This window comes from Ruegeria sp. BC7, assembly GCF_056539165.1.
Map to the genome: position 1 here is coordinate 277,999 of NZ_JBQFUL010000001.1, position 22,980 is coordinate 300,978.

At 58.8% G+C, this 22,980-nt stretch carries 23 protein-coding genes; 15 read left to right on the forward strand and 8 right to left on the reverse strand.

Annotated elements, in window-relative coordinates; genetic code table 11:
* Positions 1-53 precede the first annotated feature (53 nt).
* Genes hisC through ACR0KS_RS01180 form a run of 3 tightly spaced genes read left to right on the forward strand, consistent with a single transcriptional unit; the run spans position 54 to position 2,880 of the window.
* Positions 54-1,139 (forward strand): histidinol-phosphate transaminase, encoded by a 1,086-nt coding sequence (gene hisC / locus ACR0KS_RS01170; RefSeq protein WP_170561793.1) that lies wholly within the window; start codon positions 54-56, stop codon positions 1,137-1,139.
* Entirely contained in the window at positions 1,136-2,056 is a 921-nt protein-coding gene (locus ACR0KS_RS01175; RefSeq protein ID WP_170561796.1) for a prephenate/arogenate dehydrogenase family protein, read from the forward strand. Before hisC ends, ACR0KS_RS01175 begins: the two co-directional genes overlap by 4 nt.
* A complete protein-coding gene (locus ACR0KS_RS01180; protein ID WP_170384877.1) occupies positions 2,053-2,880 on the forward strand; it encodes an extensin family protein in 828 nt (275 codons plus the stop codon). The genes ACR0KS_RS01175 and ACR0KS_RS01180 overlap by 4 nt, the downstream gene beginning before the upstream one ends.
* Here ACR0KS_RS01180 and ACR0KS_RS01185 read toward each other — a convergent pair.
* Positions 2,877-3,878, reverse strand: coding sequence for a DUF2125 domain-containing protein (locus ACR0KS_RS01185; protein WP_170561799.1), 1,002 nt, complete (start codon positions 3,876-3,878; stop codon positions 2,877-2,879). The genes ACR0KS_RS01180 and ACR0KS_RS01185 overlap by 4 nt on opposite strands.
* A 67-nt stretch (positions 3,879-3,945) precedes the next feature.
* Between ACR0KS_RS01185 and ACR0KS_RS01190 the strand changes: the two genes are divergently transcribed.
* The 3 genes from ACR0KS_RS01190 to ACR0KS_RS01200 all read left to right on the forward strand — a co-directional run bounded on the left by ACR0KS_RS01190 (position 3,946) and on the right by ACR0KS_RS01200 (position 7,410).
* On the forward strand, positions 3,946-4,476 hold the full coding sequence (locus ACR0KS_RS01190; protein WP_170384872.1) for a gamma-glutamylcyclotransferase: 531 nt from the start codon (positions 3,946-3,948) through the stop codon (positions 4,474-4,476).
* A gap of 69 nt (positions 4,477-4,545) precedes the next feature.
* Positions 4,546-5,727, forward strand: coding sequence for a biopolymer transporter ExbB (locus ACR0KS_RS01195; protein WP_170561802.1), 1,182 nt, complete (start codon positions 4,546-4,548; stop codon positions 5,725-5,727).
* A 3-nt stretch (positions 5,728-5,730) separates the two neighbouring features.
* On the forward strand, positions 5,731-7,410 hold the full coding sequence (locus ACR0KS_RS01200) for a peptidoglycan -binding protein (RefSeq protein ID WP_170561805.1): 1,680 nt from the start codon (positions 5,731-5,733) through the stop codon (positions 7,408-7,410).
* A 273-nt stretch (positions 7,411-7,683) separates the two neighbouring features.
* Here the strand turns inward: ACR0KS_RS01200 and clpA are convergent, their stop codons facing one another.
* Positions 7,684-10,008 (reverse strand): ATP-dependent Clp protease ATP-binding subunit ClpA, encoded by a 2,325-nt coding sequence (gene clpA, locus ACR0KS_RS01205; protein ID WP_170484217.1) that lies wholly within the window; start codon positions 10,006-10,008, stop codon positions 7,684-7,686.
* A gap of 175 nt (positions 10,009-10,183) precedes the next feature.
* Positions 10,184-10,951 carry a hydroxyacylglutathione hydrolase gene (gloB, locus tag ACR0KS_RS01210; RefSeq protein WP_170561808.1) on the reverse strand — a complete coding sequence of 256 codons (768 nt, stop codon included), beginning with the start codon at positions 10,949-10,951 and terminating at the stop codon, positions 10,184-10,186.
* A 61-nt stretch (positions 10,952-11,012) separates the two neighbouring features.
* On the opposite strand from gloB, the gene ACR0KS_RS01215 reads away from it, so the two are divergent.
* The 7 genes from ACR0KS_RS01215 to ACR0KS_RS01245 all read left to right on the forward strand — a co-directional run bounded on the left by ACR0KS_RS01215 (position 11,013) and on the right by ACR0KS_RS01245 (position 17,396).
* On the forward strand, positions 11,013-11,747 hold the full coding sequence (locus ACR0KS_RS01215) for a methyltransferase domain-containing protein (protein WP_170411520.1): 735 nt from the start codon (positions 11,013-11,015) through the stop codon (positions 11,745-11,747).
* A 313-nt stretch (positions 11,748-12,060) separates the two neighbouring features.
* The gene (locus tag ACR0KS_RS01220) at positions 12,061-12,621 is read left to right on the forward strand and encodes a F0F1 ATP synthase subunit delta (RefSeq protein WP_170484213.1); all 561 of its coding nucleotides are present in this window, start codon (positions 12,061-12,063) and stop codon (positions 12,619-12,621) included.
* A complete protein-coding gene (gene atpA, locus ACR0KS_RS01225) occupies positions 12,622-14,160 on the forward strand; it encodes a F0F1 ATP synthase subunit alpha (protein WP_170384854.1) in 1,539 nt (512 codons plus the stop codon).
* Between the two features lie 12 nt (positions 14,161-14,172).
* Positions 14,173-15,051 carry a F0F1 ATP synthase subunit gamma gene (locus ACR0KS_RS01230; RefSeq protein ID WP_170561811.1) on the forward strand — a complete coding sequence of 293 codons (879 nt, stop codon included), beginning with the start codon at positions 14,173-14,175 and terminating at the stop codon, positions 15,049-15,051.
* 18 nt (positions 15,052-15,069) lie between these two features.
* Complete coding sequence (gene atpD, locus ACR0KS_RS01235; protein ID WP_170411511.1) at positions 15,070-16,494, forward strand: F0F1 ATP synthase subunit beta; 1,425 nt, start codon at positions 15,070-15,072, stop codon at positions 16,492-16,494.
* 12 nt (positions 16,495-16,506) lie between these two features.
* Positions 16,507-16,917 (forward strand): F0F1 ATP synthase subunit epsilon, encoded by a 411-nt coding sequence (locus ACR0KS_RS01240; protein ID WP_170384845.1) that lies wholly within the window; start codon positions 16,507-16,509, stop codon positions 16,915-16,917.
* Positions 16,918-17,045: 128 nt separating this feature from the next.
* Positions 17,046-17,396, forward strand: a complete 351-nt coding sequence (locus tag ACR0KS_RS01245) for an H-type lectin domain-containing protein (RefSeq protein ID WP_170484210.1) — start codon at positions 17,046-17,048, stop codon at positions 17,394-17,396.
* Between the two features lie 28 nt (positions 17,397-17,424).
* On the opposite strand, the gene rpiB is transcribed toward ACR0KS_RS01245, so the two are convergent.
* Together rpiB and ACR0KS_RS01255 are read right to left on the reverse strand one after the other, a co-directional pair.
* Entirely contained in the window at positions 17,425-17,874 is a 450-nt protein-coding gene (gene rpiB / locus ACR0KS_RS01250) for a ribose 5-phosphate isomerase B (RefSeq protein WP_170561834.1), read from the reverse strand.
* Positions 17,875-17,947: 73 nt separating this feature from the next.
* Positions 17,948-18,967, reverse strand: coding sequence for a ribose-phosphate pyrophosphokinase (locus ACR0KS_RS01255; protein ID WP_170548175.1), 1,020 nt, complete (start codon positions 18,965-18,967; stop codon positions 17,948-17,950).
* Between the two features lie 108 nt (positions 18,968-19,075).
* On the opposite strand from ACR0KS_RS01255, the gene ACR0KS_RS01260 reads away from it, so the two are divergent.
* Positions 19,076-19,678 (forward strand): 2-hydroxychromene-2-carboxylate isomerase, encoded by a 603-nt coding sequence (locus ACR0KS_RS01260; protein WP_170561837.1) that lies wholly within the window; start codon positions 19,076-19,078, stop codon positions 19,676-19,678.
* Positions 19,675-20,496, forward strand: coding sequence for an alpha/beta fold hydrolase (locus ACR0KS_RS01265; protein WP_170561840.1), 822 nt, complete (start codon positions 19,675-19,677; stop codon positions 20,494-20,496). The genes ACR0KS_RS01260 and ACR0KS_RS01265 overlap by 4 nt, the downstream gene beginning before the upstream one ends.
* Positions 20,497-20,518: 22 nt before the next feature.
* On the opposite strand, the gene ACR0KS_RS01270 is transcribed toward ACR0KS_RS01265, so the two are convergent.
* The 3 genes from ACR0KS_RS01270 to ACR0KS_RS01280 are packed head-to-tail and all read right to left on the reverse strand — an operon-like array spanning position 20,519 to position 22,955.
* Positions 20,519-21,553 (reverse strand): threonine aldolase family protein, encoded by a 1,035-nt coding sequence (locus ACR0KS_RS01270; protein ID WP_170561844.1) that lies wholly within the window; start codon positions 21,551-21,553, stop codon positions 20,519-20,521.
* Positions 21,553-22,026, reverse strand: a complete 474-nt coding sequence (locus ACR0KS_RS01275; protein WP_170561847.1) for a YcgN family cysteine cluster protein — start codon at positions 22,024-22,026, stop codon at positions 21,553-21,555. Before ACR0KS_RS01275 ends, ACR0KS_RS01270 begins: the two co-directional genes overlap by 1 nt.
* Positions 22,023-22,955 (reverse strand): bifunctional riboflavin kinase/FAD synthetase, encoded by a 933-nt coding sequence (locus ACR0KS_RS01280; protein WP_170561850.1) that lies wholly within the window; start codon positions 22,953-22,955, stop codon positions 22,023-22,025. The genes ACR0KS_RS01275 and ACR0KS_RS01280 overlap by 4 nt, the downstream gene beginning before the upstream one ends.
* Positions 22,956-22,980 lie beyond the last annotated feature (25 nt).

Genomic DNA, 22,980 nt, shown 5'->3' on the forward strand with positions numbered 1-22,980 from the left:
TTTTCTCAACGCGTTGAGACAGGTAAGAGAGGCTCCAATAAACGGAGCCTCTTATGATAAAGATCACCCCGCAACCCGGCATTATGGACATCGCGCTCTATCAGGGCGGTCAGTCGCATGTGGCCGGGGTCAAGCATGTGATCAAGCTGAGTTCCAACGAAAACCCGTTTGGTCCCAGCCCCAAGGCGATTGAGGCCGTGCGCGACAGTGCCGCCACTCTGCATCGTTATCCCAGCACCGACCATGCGTCTTTGCGTGACGCAATCGGTGCGCGTCACAGGCTGGACCCGTCACGGATCATCTGCGGTGTGGGCAGTGACGAGGTGCTGCAATTCGTGGCGCAAGCCTATGCAGGTCCGGGGGATGAGGTCATCTATACCGAGCACGGCTTTTCCATGTACCCGATCATCGCGCGGATGGCCGGGGCGACGCCGGTCATGGTGCCCGAGACGGACCGTCGCGTGGATGTCGATAAAATTCTGGCGGCCGTTACTGGGCAAACGCGGATCGTGTTCGTGACCAATCCGGGCAACCCGACCTCGACCATGATCCCAGAGGCCGAGTTGGAGAGGCTGGCCGACGCCTTGCCAACGTCCTGCCTGATGGTCATCGACGGAGCCTACGCCGAATTCGTTGCTGGTTTCGACGGTGGCGCCGGAGTGGTGGACCGGTTCGAGAATGTGATCATGACCCGGACGTTCTCCAAGATTTACGGGCTGGGTGGGATGCGCGTCGGCTGGGGCTATGCCGCGCAGTCGATCATCGACGTGCTGAACCGAGTACGCCAGCCCTTCAACCTGTCACTGACTGCGCTGGCTGCGGCGGAAGCCGCGATCAAGGATGAGGACTATCTGACGTTCTGCCACACCGAGAATGCGCGTTTGCGCGTTTGGCTGGGTGATGAACTGTCCAAGATCGGTGTCGCGTCGGACGCGTCCAGCACCAACTTCATACTCGCGCGGTTCACAGATCAGGCCGAAGCCGAGGCGTGCGACGATTATCTGAAAACGCAGGGTTTGATCGTGCGCCGTGTCGCGGGTTACAACCTGCCGAACGCCTTGCGGATCACCGTGGGCGACGAAGAAGCCTGCCGCCGTGTTGTTGCGGCGATCACTGAATTCAAAGAGGGCGCCGCATGACCCAAGTTTACGACCGTGTTGCGCTGATCGGGCTGGGCCTGATTGCATCCTCGATGTTCTGGGCGATCAAACGCGCTGGTCTGGCGGGTGAGGTGACGGGATATGCCCGTTCAGAGGCAACCCGCAACACTGCGCGCAAGATTGGCTTGTGTGACCGGGTTTGCGAAACAGCTCAGGAGGCCGTTGAAGGGGCCGATCTGGTTGTGCTGTGCGTTCCTGTGGGCGCTATGGGTGCCGTCGCAAAGGATATCGCTCCGGTGCTGAAACCGGGCGCGACCGTTTCGGATGTAGGCTCGGTCAAGCGCCATGTCATTCAGGCGGTGTCGCCGCACATCCCCGAGGGTGTGCATTTCATCCCGGCTCATCCGCTGGCGGGAACCGAACATTCCGGCCCCGAAGCTGGTTTTGCTGAGTTGTTTGACAACCGCTGGTGCCTTTTGGTGCCGGTCGAAGGCACCGACCCTGACGCTGTCGCGCAATTGCGTGCGTTGTGGGAGGGTATGGGCTCCAACGTCGATGAGATGGATGCAGATCACCACGATCTGGTTCTGGCAGTGACTTCGCACGCGCCGCACCTGATCGCCTACACGATGGTCGGTGTGGCAGATGACTTGCGCCGGGTGACCGACAGCGAAGTCATCAAGTATTCGGCAGCCGGTTTTCGGGATTTCACGCGGATTGCAGCCTCGGACCCGACCATGTGGCGCGACGTGTTCCTGACCAACAAGGATGCGACGCTGGAAATTCTTGGCCGCTTTACCGAGGAGCTTTTCGCCTTGCAGCGGGCTATTCGCACCGGTGATGGTGATCAGTTGTTTGATTATTTTACTCGCACCCGCGCGATCCGCCGTGGGATCATTGATGCGGGGCAGGATACGGATGCCCCTGACTTCGGACGGGGGAAAGCAGGTCCATGATACGTTTCCAAAGGGTTCTTGCGATTGGAGTTGTGGCGCTTAGTGCCACGTTTTCAAACGCGGCCCCTTTGGAGTATTCGCTGATCCCCCCAGAGCGACCCTCTGCGGCCCCGGTCTTGGCCTTTGCAAGCCCAACCCCGTCCAAGATGCGCCCCGAGTTGCGCCCTGTGTCAGCGCAGGTTCTGGCGGTCGCGGCGCGCACTGTGGATGTGCCGACCTTTGGGCCAGATACGTCCCTGATGCCCTATCTGCGCCCAAAAGCGTTGGAACAGGAGGCTTTGTTCAAAAAGCGCAAGCTTCGCAAAGGATCAGTTTGCGGTGATATTCAGATTCAGGGCAAGGCCGTTGGCAAGGTTCCCGGCAAGATCAAAGCTTGCGGGATCAAGGATGCGGTTCAGGTCACTTCGATCTCGGGCGTTGCGCTAAGCCGCCCATCGACAATGGATTGTGGCACGGCGATCGCTTTGAATGAGTGGGTGGACAAGACGGTCATTCCGACCTTCAAGCGACGCGGTCCGGTGGTCGAACTGCAGGTCGCGGCCCACTATGCCTGCCGAACCCGAAACAACCAAAAGGGTGCGCGTATCTCCGAACACGGAAAGGGGCGCGCAATAGATATCTCGGGCTTCAAGATGGCGGACGGAGAAGTCGTGACCGTGCTGAACGGTTGGCGCAAGAACCCATCGCAAAAACAGTTGATCAAGGTCTGGCGCGGCGCATGTGGACCGTTTGGCACGGTGCTGGGGCCAAATTCTGACCGGTATCACCGCGATCATTTCCACTTGGACACGGCGCGCCATCGCCGTGGGGCGTTCTGCCGTTAACGCAGGATTAGGCGCGGCGCCGGGCCAAGCGGCAATGGGCCCAAGGCGACAAACCCGTCTCGGAAATTCAACTGCATGTCCAGCGCGTTGGGATTGCCCCCAAGTCCGGCCATGAAATTCAATGCGCGTGTCACCGGATTGACGGCCTGATCGGGCAGGGCGCCCGCTGCATTTGCCATTGCGATCATGTCGCGCCAGTTCTCGGCTTTGATTGCGATTTCGCCAGTTGGAATGCCCTGGGCATCCACCACAAGCTCTCCGGCGGCGAACAGGCGCAGCGCACCCCATTCCATTTCGGCCAGATGCAGGTCGATCTGCACCGGCTGAGGTCTGCTCTGCTCGAGGGCCGAGCGATCCCAAGCCCTGTCGAACGTGGTCGTCATATCCAGTTCCAGCGTCTCGAATGACTGGGGCAACGTGGTGGCAGACCGCATAAGATCACGCAAGTCGTCGCCGGGGGCAAAGCCGTCAATTCGCGCGCTGATGTTGTAGGCTTCGGGAATCTCGGTTTGCTCCATGATCAGCCCAAGCGTTTCGCCGCCCGCCAGCGCATCGGCGTCCTCGGTGATTGACCAGGGGTCCGCTGTCAGAGACATCTTCTCAAGCACCAGCGCCACGCCGGGTTGCAAATGCAACTCAGCCTGAAGGTTCTTGGCCTGAATCGTGGCGGTTTGATCGTAGTAAGACAAGCGTTGAGGTGTGTCGGCGAACCGCAGCAACTGTCGTCCCGGCCAGATTGCGGGACTTTGAAATTCGATCCAATCGGCGCTCCAGGCTGTCCCATTGACGGGATCCGCCAGCGCCGGGTTTGCCAGCCGTGTGACGTGGTGAGTAGCGTAACCCGCGGTCGCCACATCCGAGAAGTCCGCCTGCCAGCCCAGCTCTTGCTGCTGGTTAAACCACGTGGTGATCGCATTGCGCAGGCCAATTCCGGCTATGAGCCAGTAGGCGCTCCAGATCACGCCGACGAAAATGACTGCTCTTATCAAACCGCGCATTGCAGTTGACCCTTTTTCCCACCTTTGAATTGATGTTTATAGGCGCAAACGGGCAAGGACCAGAGCTATGACGATGTGGGTTTTCGGATATGGGTCGCTGTTGTGGAATCCCGGCTTTCCGGTGGCCCGTAGCGAGCACGCGACTTTGCACGGGTATGCGCGCTCATTCTGCATGAGTTCGATTCACCATCGCGGGACCGAGGAAAACCCCGGTCTTGTGCTTGCATTGGACGAACAGACCGAAGCGAAATGCACGGGCCTGGCTCTTGCGGTTGAAGCGGGGCACGAGGACCGCACACTGCAAGAATTGCGCGACCGAGAGCTGATTTCGTCGGCCTATGTTGAAAAGATGCTGGATGTGCATCTGCATGACGGACAGGTCGTTACGGCCGTGACTTATGTGATCGACGAAGATCATGTGCAATATTGCGGTGGGATGCCGCTGGAGGAGCAGGCCCAGATCATCGCACATGCGGTCGGGGGGCGCGGTCCGAATACGGAATACCTTTATAATACCGCCGAACACCTGACCGAGATTGGTCTGCACGATCCTGATCTTGAGTGGTTGGCGCAACGGGTGCGCAGCATTACCGCATAAACCCTTGGCGTCACCGGTGTATTTTCGCTAGATTCACTTTAGAGCAGCAAAATACCGGGAGCCACGCGCATGGCGCAGGCACATCAGGACGCGGGACCTCATTTCTCGCAACCCATTCGTCAGATCGTTACGATGCTGGTCGCAATTGGTTTGGCGGGGCTGGGCGTGTTTATGGCGCTGCCTTACGTTTTGCCGGTCTTTTACGCCAACCCGTATCTGAACGGATTTATCATACTGGTCTTCGTGGTTGGCGTTTTTGCCTGTTTCTATCAGGTCGCCCAGTTGATCGGTTCGGTTCGTTGGATCGAAGCATTCGTCGGCGGCGTTGTTCGCGAAGATGCGCGCACGCCGCAACTGCTTGCGCCGCTGGCCTCTTTGTTGCGCGAAAGAGGCGCTCGGTCACAGATCAGTTCATCTTCGACGCGGTCCATTCTGGATTCGGTGGCCGAGCGCGTCGAAGAAGAAAGAGAGATCACGCGATATATCACCAACGTTCTGATCTATCTTGGTCTTTTGGGGACGTTTTTCGGATTGGCCACGACGGTTCCCGCCATTGTCGATACAATTCGCAGCCTCAATCCGCAGGAAGGCGAAGAAGGTTTGGCGGTTTTCAACCGTTTGATGGTTGGCCTTGAATCTCAGTTGCAGGGCATGGGCGTGGCGTTCGGATCCTCGCTTTTGGGGCTGGCCGGTTCTCTGATCGTCGGGCTGCTCGAGCTGTTCGCAGGCCACGGTCAGAACCGCTTTTATCGAGAGCTTGAGGAATGGCTGTCCTCGATCACCCGCGTCGGTTTCGCTGCTGGTGACGAAGGCAGTAGTGCAGAGCTGGCCGTTCTGACGCCCGTTTTGGATTCGATGTCCGAACAAATGGATGCCCTGCAGGATCTGTTCTCGGCACAGGAACGCGATCGGGTCGAGTTGTCGACGAAACTCGGTCAACTTGTTGATGCGATCGGTGACATGAACCAACGGCAGTCCGACAACGAAGGAGTAACCGCCGCGCTGGAACGTGTTGCGCTGGGACAGGACGCCCTGCTTGATCACATGCGGGAACAAGGCGCTGGCGACGGAATCGATGCCGAAAGCCGTATGCGCCTGCGCTCGATGGATGTGCAACTGCTGCGCATTCTCGAAGAAATCTCGGCGGGCCGTCAAGAAAGCATGAGCGAGCTGCGCAAGGACATCGAATTGCTGGTCAAAGCGCTTACTCTCCCCCGAGGCGCCGTGCGTTCTGCTCCGGAAGGAGAGTAAGCCATGGCGCTGTCCCGTCGCACAGGTCAGCGGTTCCAGGGGTCGGTCTGGCCCGGTTTCGTGGACGCGATCACGGGGCTGTTGATGGTGCTGACTTTTGTGCTGACCATCTTCATGGTCGTGCAATACGTCTTGCGGGAAACCATTTCCGGGCAAGAGGACGAACTGACCGCCCTGTCTGACGAAATTGCGGCCCTGGCCGGTGCTCTCGGCCTGGAGGAGCGGGAAAACAGCCGCCTTCAGGCAAGGCTCGGGGCGTTGAACTCGACACTGTCGCAGGTCGAATCAGAACTTGTGCAGGCCCAAATTCGGATCACGAGTTTTGAAGATCAGGTCACTGCGCTGTTGGCAGAGCAGGAACGGGCAAAAGGAGCCATCGCAGGTCTGGAAGCCGAGCGGGACGAACTGCTGAATGAACAGGATGCGCTGAATCTCGCGCTTGCCCAAAGCCGCGCCGAGATTGACGAACAGACCGAGGCCGCGCGGCTGGCCGCGGCCCGGCGCGAGGCGCTTGAAGCGTTGATCGCCGATCTTGAGCAAAGCGAAGCAGCGCAATCGGCACTGATCACGGAACTTGAAGATCAACTGAGCGCCGAAGAAGCCGCAAGACTGGCCGAAGCCGCCGCCGCCGAAAACCTGCGCAACAGGTTGCAAGACGCTGACGCGGAACTGACCGCCATGACACTAGCGCTTGAGGCGCAGCGCAAAGAGGCTGAAGACACTCTGACCCTTCTGGCCGCGGCGCAGGCGGCAAAGGCTGAATTGGAACGGCAGTTCGGAGAGTTGAGTTCGCAGGACCTGCAAGTCCGGCTTGAGGCGGCGTTGGCCGCACAGACCGAAGCGCAGGCCGAGGCGCAGGCGCAGAGGACTCTGGCTGAAGAACGCGCAGCCCTGCTTGCGGTCGCGCGTGAAACCCTATCGGTTGAGCAGACTATTTCCGAAAAAGCCCAGCGTGAAGCGGCCTTGTTGAATCAGCAGATGGCCGCTCTGCGAGAGCAGCTGGGTGGGTTGCAGGCTTTGCTGGACGACTACGAGGAACGCAATGCGGCAGCGGACATTCAAATCCAGACGCTTGGGCAGGACCTCAACGCGGCTCTTGCCCGTGCCGCGTCCGAGGAACGCCGCCGCCGACTGTTGGAGGAAGCCGAACGCGCCCGTCTGGAAGCCGAAGCAGAGGTGTTGTCAGGTCAGAATGAAGAACTTGTAGCCCAGGCCGAAGACCTACAGCGCTATCGCTCGGAGTTCTTTGGCCGGCTGCGGGATGTGTTGGGCGATCAGGAAGGTGTGCGGATCGAAGGTGATCGGTTCGTGTTTTCGTCCGAAGTTCTGTTCGACACAGGCTCGGCCGTGCTGTCCGGGGAAGGGCAGTTGGAAGTCGCTAAAGTCGCGAATATTCTGCGAACTGTGGCGGCTGAGATCCCAGAGGGCTTGAACTGGGTTATTCGGGTCGACGGCCACACGGATAACGTACCTCTGGCCGGGACGGGGCGTTACCGCGATAACTGGGAGTTGAGCCAGGGACGGGCGTTGTCGGTCGTGCGCTACATGGTCGAGGCGCTGGGTATTCCACCAAACCGACTGGCCGCGAACGGGTTTGGTGAGTTCCAACCCGTCAATCCTGCCGATACGCCTGAGGCCCGTGCTCAGAACCGCCGGATCGAGTTGAAGCTGACCGAGCGGTAGTGGGGCCGACTGAGGGACGCGTCGCCCGATCCCAGACACATTCACAGGTTTTGATTGATCCCAAGGTCGACGTGATGCGTGGGGCGAACACACGACGATACTGGGGTTATGCCGGTGGAAGGGAACTGGTTTTAGTTCAGTATTGATCAAACGTATCCATCGCTTCGGTGACGGGTAAGAAAGACCTTGGCAGAGCTCAAGTAGAGATGATGAAGAGTAAAAAAGCCCGCCAATCAGATGATGGCGGGCTTTGTATCAGGGTATGCGGTTTTCTCAGTCCGCTGTCAGCAACGGCGGCTTGTCGCCCGGAATACGCGGCTGATCGGGGCCAAGAATTTCCAGGTTCAGATCACCCTTCTTGACCGAGACACGGACCACACCGCCCTTGGCCAGCTTGCCGAACAGCAGTTCCTCGGCCAGAGGTTTCTTGATGTGCTCTTGAATGACACGACCCAGCGGGCGGGCGCCCATCTTGTCGTCATAACCCTTGTCAGCCAGCCATTCGGCGGCTTTGGGCGTCAGGTCGATGGTCACGTTGCGATCCAGCAATTGGGCCTCAAGCTGCAGGACGAACTTTTCGACAACCTGTAGAATGACCTCTTTCGGCAGGGGCGCGAACGAGATCACAGCGTCCAGACGGTTGCGGAACTCCGGCGTAAAGGTCCGTTCGATCGCTGCCGTATCTTCACCTTCGCGGCGGTCCCGTCCAAAGCCGATGGCGGCCTTGGCCTGTTCCTGCGCACCGGCGTTTGAGGTCATGATCAGAACCACGTTGCGGAAATTCACCGTGCGGCCGTTGTGATCTGTCAGCTCACCGTGGTCCATCACCTGCAACAGGATGTTGAACACGTCGGGGTGGGCTTTCTCGATCTCATCCAGCAGCAGCACGCAGTGCGGGTGCTGGTCGACGCCGTCCGTCAGCAAGCCACCTTGGTCAAACCCGACATAGCCCGGAGGCGCTCCGATCAGACGGGACACCGCGTGTTTTTCCATGTATTCCGACATGTCAAAGCGCAGCAGTTCCACACCCAGCGTATCCGCGAGCTGTTTCGCCACTTCGGTTTTACCCACACCGGTCGGACCGGCGAACAGGTAGTTGCCGATGGGTTTCTCAGGCTCACGCAGACCGGCGCGGGCCAGTTTGATCGCGCTGGATAGTGCGACGATGGCGTCATCCTGTCCGAACACCACGCGCTTCAGCGAGGCCTCAAGGTCCTTCAGAACCTCGGCATCGTCCTTGGTGACGTTCTTGGGCGGAATACGGGCGATCTTGGCCACGACAGCCTCGATTTCCTTGACGCCGATGGTCTTGCGGCGCTTGCTTTCCGCGACCAGATGCTGTGCCGCTCCGGCCTCATCAATCACGTCGATGGCCTTGTCGGGCAGTTTGCGGTCGTTGATATACCGCGCCGAAAGCTCGACAGCGGTCTTGATCGCGTCGGCGGTGTATTTGATCTCGTGATGCTTCTCGAAATAGGGTTTCAGGCCGCGCAGGATTTTCACGCTGTCTTCGACCGAAGGCTCATTCACGTCGATCTTCTGGAACCGGCGGCTCAGCGCGCGGTCCTTTTCAAAGTGCTGGCGGAATTCCTTATACGTGGTCGAGCCCATCGTGCGCAGCTTACCGCCCTGCAACGCAGGTTTCAGCAGGTTGGACGCATCCATCGCGCCACCCGAAGTGGCACCGGCACCGATCACAGTATGGATTTCGTCAATGAACAGCACCGCGTCAGGGTGATCTTCCAGCTCGGTCACGACAGCTTTCAGACGTTCCTCGAAATCGCCGCGATAGCGAGTGCCCGCCAGCAGCGCGCCCATGTCCAGAGAATAGATCGTGGTTTCGGACAGCACGTCCGGCGCTTCGCCCGCGACGATTTTGTGGGCCAGCCCTTCGGCAATGGCGGTTTTGCCTACGCCTGGATCCCCCACCAGCAGTGGGTTGTTCTTGCGCCGGCGGCACAGAACCTGAATGCAACGCTCAACCTCATCGGCGCGGCCGATCAGCGGGTCAACATCGCCTGCGCGCGATTTTGCGTTCAGATCAATGCAGTATTTCCCAAGCGCGCTTTCTTTCTGTTCGCCCTCTCCGGCGTTTGACTGAACTTCTTCTTCGACCTGATCTGCGCCGGAAACCGACCGATTCTCGCCATAGGCGGGGTCTTTGGCGACGCCGTGCGCGATGAAATTCACCGCGTCATAGCGGGTCATGTCCTGTTCTTGCAGGAAGTAAGCTGCATTGCTTTCGCGTTCAGCGAAAATTGCAACCAACACGTTGGCACCGGTTACTTCGGTCCGGCCCGAGCTTTGGACGTGGATCGCTGCGCGTTGTATCACGCGCTGGAAGGCGGCCGTCGGAACGGCTTCGGACCCGTCGATATCCGTGACAAGGTTCGACAGGTCTTCGTCAATGAATTCGACCAGAGTGCTTCGCAGCTCATCCAGATCGACGCTGCAGGCTTTCATGACGCGGATAGCATCAGGTTCTTCCAGCAGCGCCAGCAACAAATGCTCCAGCGTTGCAAATTCATGTCGCCGTTCGTTCGCAGCAGCCAAGGCCGCGTGAATGGCTTGTTCTAATGTGCTCGAGAATGAAGGCACGCGGGTGCTCCTCTGTCTTGGGTCGGAAGGGGCGCGGGCTTTAGGCCGGATCCCCATCCCAACCATGTCCTCATACTATTAGAGTTTGGTTGATCGCGGCCCGGCTTCAAGGGTTTTCTTTCACTTGACAGTCACATTTATTGTGACCGTGGCCGTGAAGAGCGCGAAATAAGCACTAGAAGCGGTCTTTTCTAGCCCGGATTTCCGCAAAAACTGCGACAGGATCGGCATTTTCCATCCCAAGATGCGCCTGAATCGCCGGATCTGTGGCGCGAAGGAACGGATTTGTGGCCTTTTCCAGCGCCAAAGAGGACGGCACAGTCGGCTTTCCAGCAGCGCGTGCGCGTGCGATATCTGAGACACGGTCCTGCAATGCCGCGTTGTCAGGATCGACAGTTACCGCAAATTTCCCGTTGGACTGTGTGTATTCGTGCCCTGAACAAACCAGCGTGTCGTCGGGCAGGGCGGCCAGTTTCGACAGCGAGGCCCACATTTGCGGCGCGGTGCCCTCAAACAGACGGCCGCATCCAAGGGCCATCAGACTATCTGCGGTGAAAACGACGGAACTCTGCGGCATGTAAAAGGCGATATGACCGACCGTATGGCCCGAGACATCCATGACCTGCACGGGCTCTCCACCAATTTCAAACACGTCGCCCTCGCTCACCTGCTGATCCAGCGGAGGCAGGCGATGCGCGTCTGCGGCAGCTCCGATCACCTTGGCCGGGTGTTTTTCGAGAATGGCGGGCAGGCCGTCCACATGGTCGAAATGATGGTGGGTCAACAATACGTGGCTAAGCGCCCATCCGCGTTTTTCAAGCTCGGCCAGAATGGGCCCGGCTTCTGGCGCGTCGATCAATGCGGTATTGCCGCCCTCTGCGTCATGGGCCAAAAAAGCGTAGTTATCGCTGAGACATGGGATGGTGGCGATCTCAAGAGGCATGGCCTTTTGCCCTTTCGTTGCTAGACTGCGCACAGCTAAGCCGATTGACCGGGTGTCCGCAATGCATCTTGATGTGCAGGATCTGAGGAATTTTTACTACCGCAGCACTTTGGGTCGTGCGGCGCAGGCTGCGATACGTGGGCGTTTGACGGATTTATGGCCCGAAGCAAAAGGGCAAACCGTGGTCGGATTCGGCTTTGCCGTTCCGTTGCTGCGGCCCTATTTGGCCGAGGCGCGCCGCGTGATCGGATTGATGCCGGGGCCGCAGGGAGTGATGCCCTGGCCTGCGGGTATGCCCAACGTGTCAGTCTTGACGGAAGAGACGCTGTGGCCGATCGAAACGGGCCATGTCGACAAGCTGGTTGTCATGCACGGGCTTGAGACATCACAGCGGCCCAGCGAATTGCTGGATGAATGCTGGCGCGTATTGGGGCCCGGAGGACGGGCCTTCTTTATCGTGCCCAACCGGGCCGGGTTGTGGTCACGGACCGACCGCACCCCCTTTGGATTCGGCCGCCCTTATTCTGCGTCGCAGCTTGAGAGCCAGCTTAAGTCCCATCACTTCATCCCGGAAAACCACTGCTCGGCTTTGTATTTGCCGCCGTCATTCCGCCGGTTCTGGCTGAAATCCGGGAGCTTGATCGAGAAAACCGGGCAACGCCTGCCGACGATCATGGCGGGTGGAGTGCTAATGGTTGAGGTGACCAAGCATATCCGGCCACCCAGCGGCAGTGTCACAAAAGACACTGAACGACGTCCAATCAAGGCGCTTGATGGTCTGCTAAAACCGGCCTAAGCCGCGCCAAGCATTTAACGCGACGTCAGACGCAGAAATTGCGGCAAAAAGGCCGCAGGAATCGCAAAAACCTACACTTTGGTAACATTTTTCGCGCTCCTCAGCCGGATAAAAGGGTCGCACCTTACGTAAGTGATTGAAATAGAACATTTTGTGGATAACGCGGCGGGGATTATAACGTATTGCTAGGTTGGTTCGGCTCTGCTACATCCCCGGTGATTTTGATCCCCGACCGCATGGGCGGGGTTTCTTCACGCCCCCGGGGTAGCTGCCGCAACGCGAATTCGGGGCCTCAAATATCGGAAGGGTGGACGTGTCCGAACCAGCTTCGATTTCCACTGGCATTGCCGAGCGCTATGCCACCGCAATCTTTGAGATTGCCAAAGAGAATAATGACCTTGCAGGTCTGGAAACCGGAATCAACGATCTGGCAGCAGCTTTGGGCGACAGCGCCGAACTGCGCGACCTGATCGCATCGCCTCTGGTTTCGCGCGCCGAACAGGAAGGCGCGATTACCGCAATCGCTGACAAGATGGGTCTGAACCCCATCCTGCGTAACACGCTGGGACTGATGGCGCAGAAACGCCGCCTGTTCGTCGTGCCGCAGCTGGTTCAGGTTCTGCGTACCATGCTGGCAGATGAGCGTGGCGAAGTGACCGCCGATGTCGCCTCGGCCAAGGCGCTGACCAAGACGCAACTGGAAAAACTGTCCAAGACGCTGTCCGAGCGTGTGGGCAAGACCGTAACAATCAATGCGACCGTTGATGAAAGCCTCATCGGCGGTCTTGTCGTTAAAGTGGGCTCGAAGATGATCGATAGCTCGATCCGCTCCAAGCTCAACTCCCTACAGAATGCAATGAAAGAGGTCGGATAAATGGGAATCCAAGCTGCAGAGATTTCTGCAATCCTGAAGGACCAGATCAAGAATTTTGGTCAGGAAGCCGAAGTAGCCGAAATCGGCCGCGTGCTGAGCGTCGGTGACGGTATCGCCCGCGTATACGGCCTGGACAATGTGCAAGCCGGTGAGATGGTCGAATTCCCCGGCGGCATCATGGGTATGGCGCTGAACCTGGAAAGCGACAACGTAGGTGTCGTTATCTTCGGTTCTGACCGTGACATCAAAGAAGGTGACACCGTTAAGCGCACCAACTCGATCGTGGACGTTCCGATCGGTGATGAGCTGCTGGGCCGCGTTGTTGACGGTCTGGGCAACCCGCTGGACGGCAAAGGCCCGATCAATGCCTCCAAGCGTGGCGTTGCAGACGTTAAAGCCCCCGGCATTATCCCGCGTAAATCGGTGCACGAGCCGATGGCAACCGGCCTGAAGTCGGTTGACGCGATGATCCCGATCGGTCGTGGCCAGCGAGAGCTGATCATTGGTGACCGTCAGACGGGTAAAACCGCCGTGGCTCTGGACACCATCCTGAACCAGAAAGTCTATAACGACGCGGCAGGCGACGACGAGTCGAAGAAACTGTACTGCGTTTACGTTGCGGTTGGTCAGAAACGTTCGACCGTTGCGCAGCTGGTGAAGAAGCTGGAAGAGTCCGGCGCGATTGAATACTCGATCGTTGTGGCCGCGACCGCGTCCGACCCGGCACCGATGCAGTTCCTGGCACCTTACGCCGCGACCGCGATGGCAGAATACTTTCGTGACAATGGCCGCCACGCGCTGATCATCTATGATGACCTGTCGAAACAGGCTGTGTCCTATCGTCAGATGTCGCTGCTGCTGCGCCGCCCGCCCGGACGTGAAGCCTATCCTGGTGACGTTTTCTATCTCCACTCGCGTCTGCTGGAACGTTCGGCGAAGCTGAACGAAGACTTTGGCGCTGGCTCGCTGACCGCTCTGCCGGTTATCGAAACTCAGGGTGGTGACGTTTCGGCCTTTATTCCGACCAACGTGATCTCGATCACCGACGGCCAGATCTTCCTGGAAACCGAACTGTTCTATCAGGGCATCCGTCCTGCTGTGAACACCGGTCTGTCGGTTTCGCGTGTGGGCTCGTCCGCCCAGACCAACGCGATGAAATCGGTCGCTGGTCCGGTTAAATTGGAACTGGCTCAGTACCGTGAAATGGCCGCCTTTGCGCAGTTTGGTTCCGACCTTGACGCCGCGACCCAGCAGCTGCTGAACCGTGGTGCGCGTCTGACCGAGCTGATGAAACAGCCGCAGTATTCGCCGCTGACCAACGCGGAAATCGTCTGTGTCATCTTCGCAGGTACCAACGGTTACCTCGACAAGATCGACGTCTCGGATGTTGGCCGCTATGAAGCTGGTCTGCTGGCGCACCTGCGCGGCAAGCACGCCGACCTGCTTAAGTGGCTCACCGACGAAGATCCGAAGATCAAGGGTGACGCGTCCGACAAGATCAAGGCAGCGATCGACGAATACGCCGCGACCTTCGCTTGATAGGGGGTTCCGATGCCTAGTCTGAAGGACCTTAAAAACAGGATCGAGTCGGTCAAATCGACCCGCAAGATCACCAAGGCCATGCAGATGGTCGCGGCCGCAAAACTGCGCCGCGCCCAGGAATCTGCCGAAGCCTCCCGCCCTTATGCCGAGCGGTTCAATGCCGTGATGGCGGGGCTGGCGGCGTCGGTCGGGGGCAGCGACAGCGCCCCCAAGCTGCTCCGAGGTACGGGCAGTGATGATGTGCATCTGCTGGTTGTGATGACAGCTGAACGCGGCCTTTGCGGTGGCTTCAACTCGAACATTGCCAAGCTCGCCCGCCAAAAGGCGGAAGAGCTGCGTGCCAAAGGCAAGACGGTCAAGGTTCTGACCGTCGGCAAGAAAGGCCGCGACGCGCTCAAGCGTGATTTTGGCGATCTGTTCGTTGGACATATCGACCTGAGCGAAGTCAAACGCATTGGCTACACCAACGCGCAGGACATCGCGAAGGACATCCTGTCTCGCTTTGACGGGGGTGAGTTCGATGTTGCCACGATCTTCTACTCGAAGTTCGTCAACGTCGTGACCCAGATCCCGACGGCCCAGCAAGTTATTCCCGCCTCGTTCGAGGACGAAGCGGCGAGTGACGACAGCGGTGCCATTTTCGACTACGAGCCCAGCGAAGAGGCCATCTTGGCCGACTTGCTGCCCAAGGGGGTTGCAACTGCGATCTTCTCGGCCCTGCTCGAGAACGGAGCGTCTGAACAGGGTGCACGGATGTCCGCGATGGACAACGCGACACGCAACGCGGGTGAGATGATCGACAAGCTGACGATCCAGTTCAACCGCTCGCGTCAGGCCGTGATCACCAACGAGCTGATTGAAATTATTTCCGGCGCCGAAGCGCTGTAAGAAAACCGGAGACGAAACATGGCGAATGCAAAAGGCAAAGTCACACAGATCATCGGGGCCGTCGTTGACGTGCAGTTCGATGACGCACTGCCTGAAATTCTGAACGCGCTGGAAACCACCAACAACGGCAAGCGCCTGGTGTTGGAAGTTGCTCAGCACCTGGGTGAAAACACCGTCCGTACCATCGCGATGGACGCGACCGAAGGTCTGGTCCGTGGCGAGGTCGTAACCGACACCGGCGCACCGATCTCGGTTCCGGTCGGTAACGCCACCCTGGGCCGCATCCTGAACGTGGTCGGCGAGCCGATCGACGAAAAGGGCGAGGTTGTCGCGTCGGAAACCCGCGCAATCCACCAGCCCGCACCTGAATTCGCGGAACAGTCGACCGAGTCGGAAATTCTGGTGACCGGCATTAAGGTTGTGGACCTGCTGGCCCCTTACGCCAAAGGCGGTAAGATCGGCCTGTTCGGTGGTGCCGGCGTTGGTAAAACCGTTCTGATCATGGAACTGATCAACAACATCGCAAAAGTGCACTCGGGCTTTTCCGTGTTCGCGGGTGTTGGTGAACGGACCCGTGAGGGGAACGACCTGTACCACGAGATGATCGAATCGAACGTGATCAAGCCCGACAACCTGTCGGAATCGCAGGTTGCGCTGGTTTACGGTCAGATGAACGAACCTCCCGGAGCGCGTGCGCGTGTTGCTCTGACCGGTCTGACCCTGGCCGAGCAGTTCCGCGACCAGTCCGGTACCGACGTTCTGTTCTTCGTCGACAACATCTTCCGCTTTACGCAGGCGGGTTCCGAGGTTTCGGCTCTGCTGGGTCGTATTCCTTCGGCTGTGGGTTACCAGCCGACACTGGCCACCGACATGGGCGCGCTGCAGGAGCGGATCACCTCGACCAAGTCGGGCTCGATCACCTCGGTGCAGGCGATCTACGTGCCTGCGGACGACCTGACCGACCCCGCGCCGGCAACCTCGTTCGCTCACTTGGATGCGACCACCGTTCTGAACCGTGCGATCTCGGAAAAGGGTATCTACCCGGCTGTTGACCCGCTCGACTCGTCCTCGCGTCTGCTGGACCCCGCAATTGTGGGTGAAGAGCACTACGGCGTTGCGACCGACGTTCAGCAGATCCTCCAGCGCTACAAGTCGCTGCAGGACATCATCGCCATCCTCGGCATGGACGAACTGTCGGAAGAAGACAAACTGACCGTGGCCCGTGCCCGTAAGATCGAACGCTTCCTGTCGCAGCCGTTCGACGTTGCCGAAGTCTTCACCGGTTCGCCGGGCGTTCAGGTTCCTCTGGACGTGACCATCGCGTCGTTCAAAGCGGTTGTCGCTGGCGAATACGATCACCTGCCCGAAGCAGCCTTCCTGATGGTTGGCGGCATCGAAGAAGTGATCGCCAAAGCGGAAAAGATGGCCGCAGAAGCCGCCTAAGGAGTATCCCTGATGGCAAACACGATGCAATTCGACCTCGTCAGCCCCGAGCGGAGCCTTGCTTCGCTTGAGGCCACCGCGGTCCAGATTCCCGGCGCGGACGGGGACATGACGGCGATGCCCGATCATGCCCCCACCATCACCACGCTGCGCCCCGGTCTGCTGAAGGTTGAGGCACCCCAAGGAGCCAGCGAATACCTGGTCACCGGCGGGTTTGCCCAGATCAACGGCGACAGCATGTCGGTTCTGGCTGAAAAGGCCATTCCGGTTGCCGAAGTGACCCGGTCGCATCTGGACGACCTGATCGCCGAGGCGCGCGCCTCGCATGAAGCCGCGAAAGCGGGTGACGATCAGACCATCGTTGACGATGCAGCCAAGCTGCTGGCCGACATGGAAGCGCTTGGGACGCATATGAGCCTGTAAGGTTCACATCATACCCAGAAATCAAAACGGCTCCGCCAGTGCGGGGCCGTTTTTTTGTCGTGATTTTGCCAAGGCCGCGGAATAAGCTGCCGGAATAGTTGGCAAAGTAGAAATAACCGAAGACATAAATGAAGGTTTTTCAAACTCATCCCATTGGTATCGATCAAGGCGAAACCGTCTTGTTTTCTGATTTCTCGAACGGCGGAGAAATGTGGACAGGTGAGGGCGCACGGGAAAGGCGCTCGGCTGTTACGTTCAGTCAGCCGTTTCGGTCCGCACCGGTGATCCAGATCAGTATTTCGCTATGGGATGTGGATACGTCTTCGGCACTGCGCGCAGAGGTGGTGGCAGAAGACGTGACGGAGACAGGCTTTTGGGCTGTCTTCCGCACCTGGTCAGACACGCGCATTGCACGGATTCGAGTGAAGTGGACCGCGATAGGTGAAGTGGCTCACGAGGATGATTGGGACATCTCCTGAGCCACATCACAATGTTTAGGTAGGTTTTTTAGCCGTCTTGCGCTTCGATCATATCGACACGCGTGGCATGGCGACCGCCTTCAAACTCGGCTGTCAGGAAAGCGTCGACAATATCCAACGCCTGACCTTCCCCGACGACGCGGGCGCCGATTGAAAGCATGTTGGCATTATTGTGCTGGCGGATCATACGCGCCGAGAATGCGTCGGCGCAGACCCCACAGCGTATTCCGGGAACCTTGTTGGCTGCCATCATGATGCCTTGTCCCGTGCCGCACAGGATGATCCCCAATTGGCAGTCACCCGATGCAACGGCTTGCGCTGCTGCTTTTCCGTGAATCGGGTAATGCGTGCTCTCGGGTGTTGTCGGTCCGATATCGACAACTTCCCAGCCTTTGGCTGCGATATGCTTTGCGACTGTATTGCGTAGGTCAATGGCTGCGTGGTCGCTGGAAAGTACGATCCGTTTGGTGGTGGTCATTGGGGTTCCCATAGAAAGCCGTGGAAGATAGCGCGGTCAGGGTAGGGCGACTGGAAGTGTTCGCCCCACTGCCTCAATCCGTCTGGTACATGGATTCGTAAATCGGGGTCAGGGTCTTGTCCTCGAACAAGGACGACACGCTGGTTCCGTTCCAGATATTCAGGATCGCCTGCGTAAAGATCGGCGCGGTCGGCACGATGCGGATGTTCTTGGCCTTGGCGACTTCTTTGGTGGGTTGGATCGTGTCCGTCAGCACCAGTGATTTCATCACCGAGTTGGTCACGCGCTCGACCGCCGGGCCGCTCATGACGCCGTGGGTGATGTAGGAATGAACCTCTTTCGCGCCGTTATCCAGCAGCACCTGCGCCGCCTTGCACAATGTGCCGGCCGTGTCGCACATGTCATCCACGATCAGGCAAATCTTGTCTTTTACGTCGCCGATCACGGTCATCTCAGCCACTTCACCTGCTTTCTCGCGGCGCTTGTCCACGATCGACAGAGGGGCATTGATACGCTTGGCCAGCTCTCGTGCGCGGGCTACGCCGCCCACGTCGGGTGAAACCACCATGATCTCGTCCATATTGTCCTTGAACTGGTTTTTTACATCCAGCGCAAAGATCGGCGAAGCATAGAGGTTGTCCACCGGAATATCAAAGAACCCCTGAATCTGGGCTGCGTGCAGGTCCATGGTCAAGACCCGCTCGATCCCTGCGCCGGTCAACATATTGGCGACCAGCTTGGCGGAAATCGGCGTGCGTGCCTTAGTGCGGCGGTCCTGACGGGCATAACCGAAATAGGGGATCACGGCGGTGATCCGCTGGGCGGACGAGCGGCGCAGCGCGTCGGCGATAATCAGCAGCTCCATCAGGTTGTCGTTTGCAGGGTTCGAGGTCGGCTGAACGATAAACATGTCCTCGCCCCGCACATTCTCGAAAACTTCGACGAAAATCTCGCCGTCATTGAACCGCTCGACGCGAGCATCGACCAATCCCTGATCGACTCCGCGATACAGGCTCATTCGACGCGCGATGGTTTCGGCAAGAGGAAGGTTGGCGTTCCCAGCGATGAGCTTGGGTTCGTTGAGTGTCGGCATCGGCTGTTTTTCCCCGGGCAGCAATGGCAATGTGACAGATTCGTGATGTTGACACCGCTTATCATGGCCTTACCGTCTCGCAAAGATTACGCAGCGGAGAAAGTGCACATGGCCACCATTGACTACTATTTTGCGACACTCTCGCCCTACACTTACCTGGCGGGTACTCGACTGGAGGAGATAGCGGCCAAACACGGGGCCACGATCAACTATAAACCGCTGGATATCATCGCCCTGTTCGGTCGCACGGGGGGAACGCCGCCCAAGGATCGGCATATCTCGCGCATTGAGTACCGGGCGCAGGAGCTGCAAAGACAAGCGAAAAAGCTGGGTATGGAGTTCAATCTACAACCGGCACACTGGCCGACAAATGCCGCACCGTCGTCCTATGCCGTAATTGCTGCGCTAAAGGACGGATCGGGGGATATTGGAAAGCTGGTTCATTCCTTCGTTCGCGCGTGCTGGGCTGAAGAAAAAGACATCGCGCAGGATGATGTCATCCGGGATTGTCTGTCCAAGGCGGGCTATGACCCAAGCTTGGCCGATAGCGGGTTGCTGGTTGGTGCCGAAACCTATTCCTCCAACCTGGAAGAAGCCGTTGATCGCGGCGTTTTTGGCGCCCCTTTTTATATTACCGAAGATGATCAGCGATTCTGGGGGCAGGATAGGCTGGATGATCTGGATCGGCACCTGGCGGAGATGAAAGGATGAAGGACGGAATGACCTCATCACCGGTTTTTGTCAGGACGCTTGGGCAGGGTGCGCGCAAGGTGCTCGCCCTGCATTGCACTATCGCGCATTCCGGTGTTTGGGCCGGTCTGACCTCTGCGCTGGATGATCAGGCTACTTTGATAGCGCCGGATATGCTTTCACATGGGCGCAGCCCGGATTGGGACGGGCAGGGGGATTTCTTTGATCTTACGACCGGGTTTTCGTCCAATTTGTTGACCGAGCCGATGGACGTGATTGGCCATTCTTTCGGCGCAATGGTCGCGTTGCACCTTGCGCTGGAATACCCGGACCGCGTCCGCAGCGCCGTGTTGATAGAACCGGTTTTCTTTGCCGTGGCCGCGCAGGATGCGCCCGACATCCTTGCCCGTCATGATCAAGAGGCACAGCCCTATGCCGATGCCTTGGCCGCTGGGGATATGCAACTGGCGGCTCGGTTGTTCAACAGAATGTGGAGCACGGATATCAGTCCGCGGTGGACAGAAATGCAGGAGAAAACCCGCACTGCGATGATACGCGGTGTGCCTGTCGTGCCGGCCGTGAAAGAAGCGGTGTTTAACGACCAAAAGGGCTTTTTGAAACCCGGTGTTCTGGACCGAGCAACCATGCCCATCTTGGTTCTGAGCGGTTCAAAAACGAACCCCGTCATGCCTGTGATTGGTCAGGGGTTGCAGCGCCGCCTGCCCAACGCGTCCTTCGATGTCGTCGAAGGGGCGGGGCACATGCTGCCGATTTCTCATCCAAAGGCCACAGCGCAGCTTGTGCAGCGGTTCTGGGACACTGCTAAGACACCTGCATAAGATTGGCCGCCTTGCCGGCGGCCTATAGCAAGGCCAGAAAACGGTCGATGTCATCTGTACTGATCGACCAGTCGCAAACAAGTCGACAGGCGAGGGGTTCTTCCTCGTCTGCGCCTTCAAGTTCCGCGCCCCACAGGTGATAGACCGCGCCAGCTTGGTGCAACTGCTTGTGGCGCGCCCGCGAGAACTCGGCAAAGATCATGTTGGCTTGTGGCTCATGCAGGAACGAGGCTCCTTTCGCGCGCAGCCCGTCCGCAAGCCGAGCGCAGTTGGCGTTGGCCTGACGCGCCATAGTCAGCCACAGGTCGTTTTGCAGGTATGCCGCCATTTGCGCCGACAGATAGCGGTGCTTGGAGAACAGGTGCGCCCCGCGTTTGCGCCGCAGCTCAAATTCCCAAGCCTTCGTCTCGTCAAAGAAAACAACGGCCTCAACACCCATCAGGCCGTTTTTGGTGCCACCAAAGCTGACCACATCCACGCCCGATTTCCACGTCATCTCGGCAGGGGAACAGTTCAGCGCAACCAGAGCGTTGGTGAAGCGCGCACCGTCAAGGTGAACGGGCAGGCCGTATTCCTTGGCCACGCCACACAGCGCCTGCAACTCGCTCAACGAATACACCGACCCACGTTCGGTCACCTGAGTGATCGAGACCGGACCGCGCTGAGGGCCATGCACGCCGCGCGTTTCTTCGGCCAGAATCGCACCGCGAAGTGACTCGGGGTTCATCTTGTCGCTGCCCGGCACCAGCGTCAGCTTGGCTCCGCTGTAGAACTCGGGCGCGTTGCATTCATCTTCGTGGATATGGGCGACGGGTGAGCAAAACACTGTTTCCCACGGCTGCGCGAGGGTCGCCAAAGCCAGCGAATTCGCCGCCGTCCCTGTGGCCACCAGATACACCGCCGCCCCCGGAGCTTCAAAGACCCCGCGAATCCGATCCCGTACCTCGTTCATCAACGAGTCGGCGCCGTAGGCCATCTGATAGCCTTCGTTGGCCGCGTTCAAGGCTGCCATGACCTGCGGGTGAACCGGCCCGGAATTGTCAGAGGCGAAATACATCAGCTAGGCTCCTCGATGATATAGTCTTCCCACTCTTCCATGGGGGTTTCAAACTCGGACACCGTGCGGCCCTGCACGGATATTCCGGCAGCATGCACGCTATCGGGCGTACCAGATATCAAAGGGTGCCAGTCGTAAAGTGGTTTCCTTTCCCACAGCAACCGATAAGCGCAGGTTTGGGGCAACCAATAGGCGTGGCTGTCGATATTGTCCGGCGTCATCACGATACATTCCGGCACGAACTGATGGCGGATATCGTATTGAGTGCAGCGGCAGGTTTCGTCGTCTAAAAGACGGCAGGCGACACAAGTCAGGGCGACCTCGCCCGAGTCTTCGTCCTCCAGCTTGTTCAGACAGCACTTGCCGCACCCGTCGCACAGCGCTTCCCATTCGCGCTGGTTCATTTTGGTCAGCGGTTTACGTTCCCAAAATCGGGGGGCCAGGCCATCGCGGTCAATCGGATCGGTCGTCATAGTGCCGCCAGCAGGGTGCGGGCCTTTTCGCAATCAGAGTTCATCTGGGAAATTAACCCATCCAGCCCGTCAAAGGTCATCTCTGGGCGGAGATACTCGACCAGACCGACCGACAGGGTCGCGCCGTACAGATCGCCAGAGAAATCGAGCAGGAAAGTCTCGATATTGGGAACTTCGCCCTGAAACATTGGTCGCGTCCCAACCGAAGCCGCGCCGTGATAGCTGCCTGTATGCGGACCGTCGAGCACATCGACCAACACCGCGTAGACACCAAACTTTGGCGGGTGTAGCCCCTCGATCGACATGTTTGCGGTGGGAAAGCCCAGCTCGCGCCCCCGCTGTTCCCCGCCAATGACTTCGCCTTCGATCCGGTGCCAATGGCCCAGCATGGCGGCCGCATCGCGCGGGCGACCTTCGGTCAGTGCAGTGCGGATCGCGGTGGAGGACACGATGTTTTCAGACCGCTCCATCAATGGGGCGATGGTGACGCCAAACCCCATCTCGCGCCCAAAGCGGATCATGTCCTCGGCGGAGCCACTTCGCCCTTTGCCGAAACAGAAATCCGCTCCGACAACAACATGGGACAGGCCGAGCCCATCGCAAATCACATTGCGGGCGAATTCTTCGGGGGTCAAACCAGCAAGAGCTGCATTGAATGGCAGTTCGTACAACTTCTGGACGCCCAGTTTCTCGAGCCGGTGTGCGCGTGCATTGCCGCGCATCAGGCGAAAAGGCGGGGCCGCCGGAGCAAAATACTCACGCGGATGCGGCTCGAACGTCATTACGCCCAGCGGGGCGTCGGGGGCGGCCTTGCGTGCCAGTTCAATGACCGACCGATGGCCGATGTGAACCCCGTCAAAGTTCCCGATCGCGACGCTGGCGCCTCGATCCCGAGGCTCGATATATTGGAAATCCCGAATGGTGCGCATAGCGCTTGCCTAACGGGACTGCGGC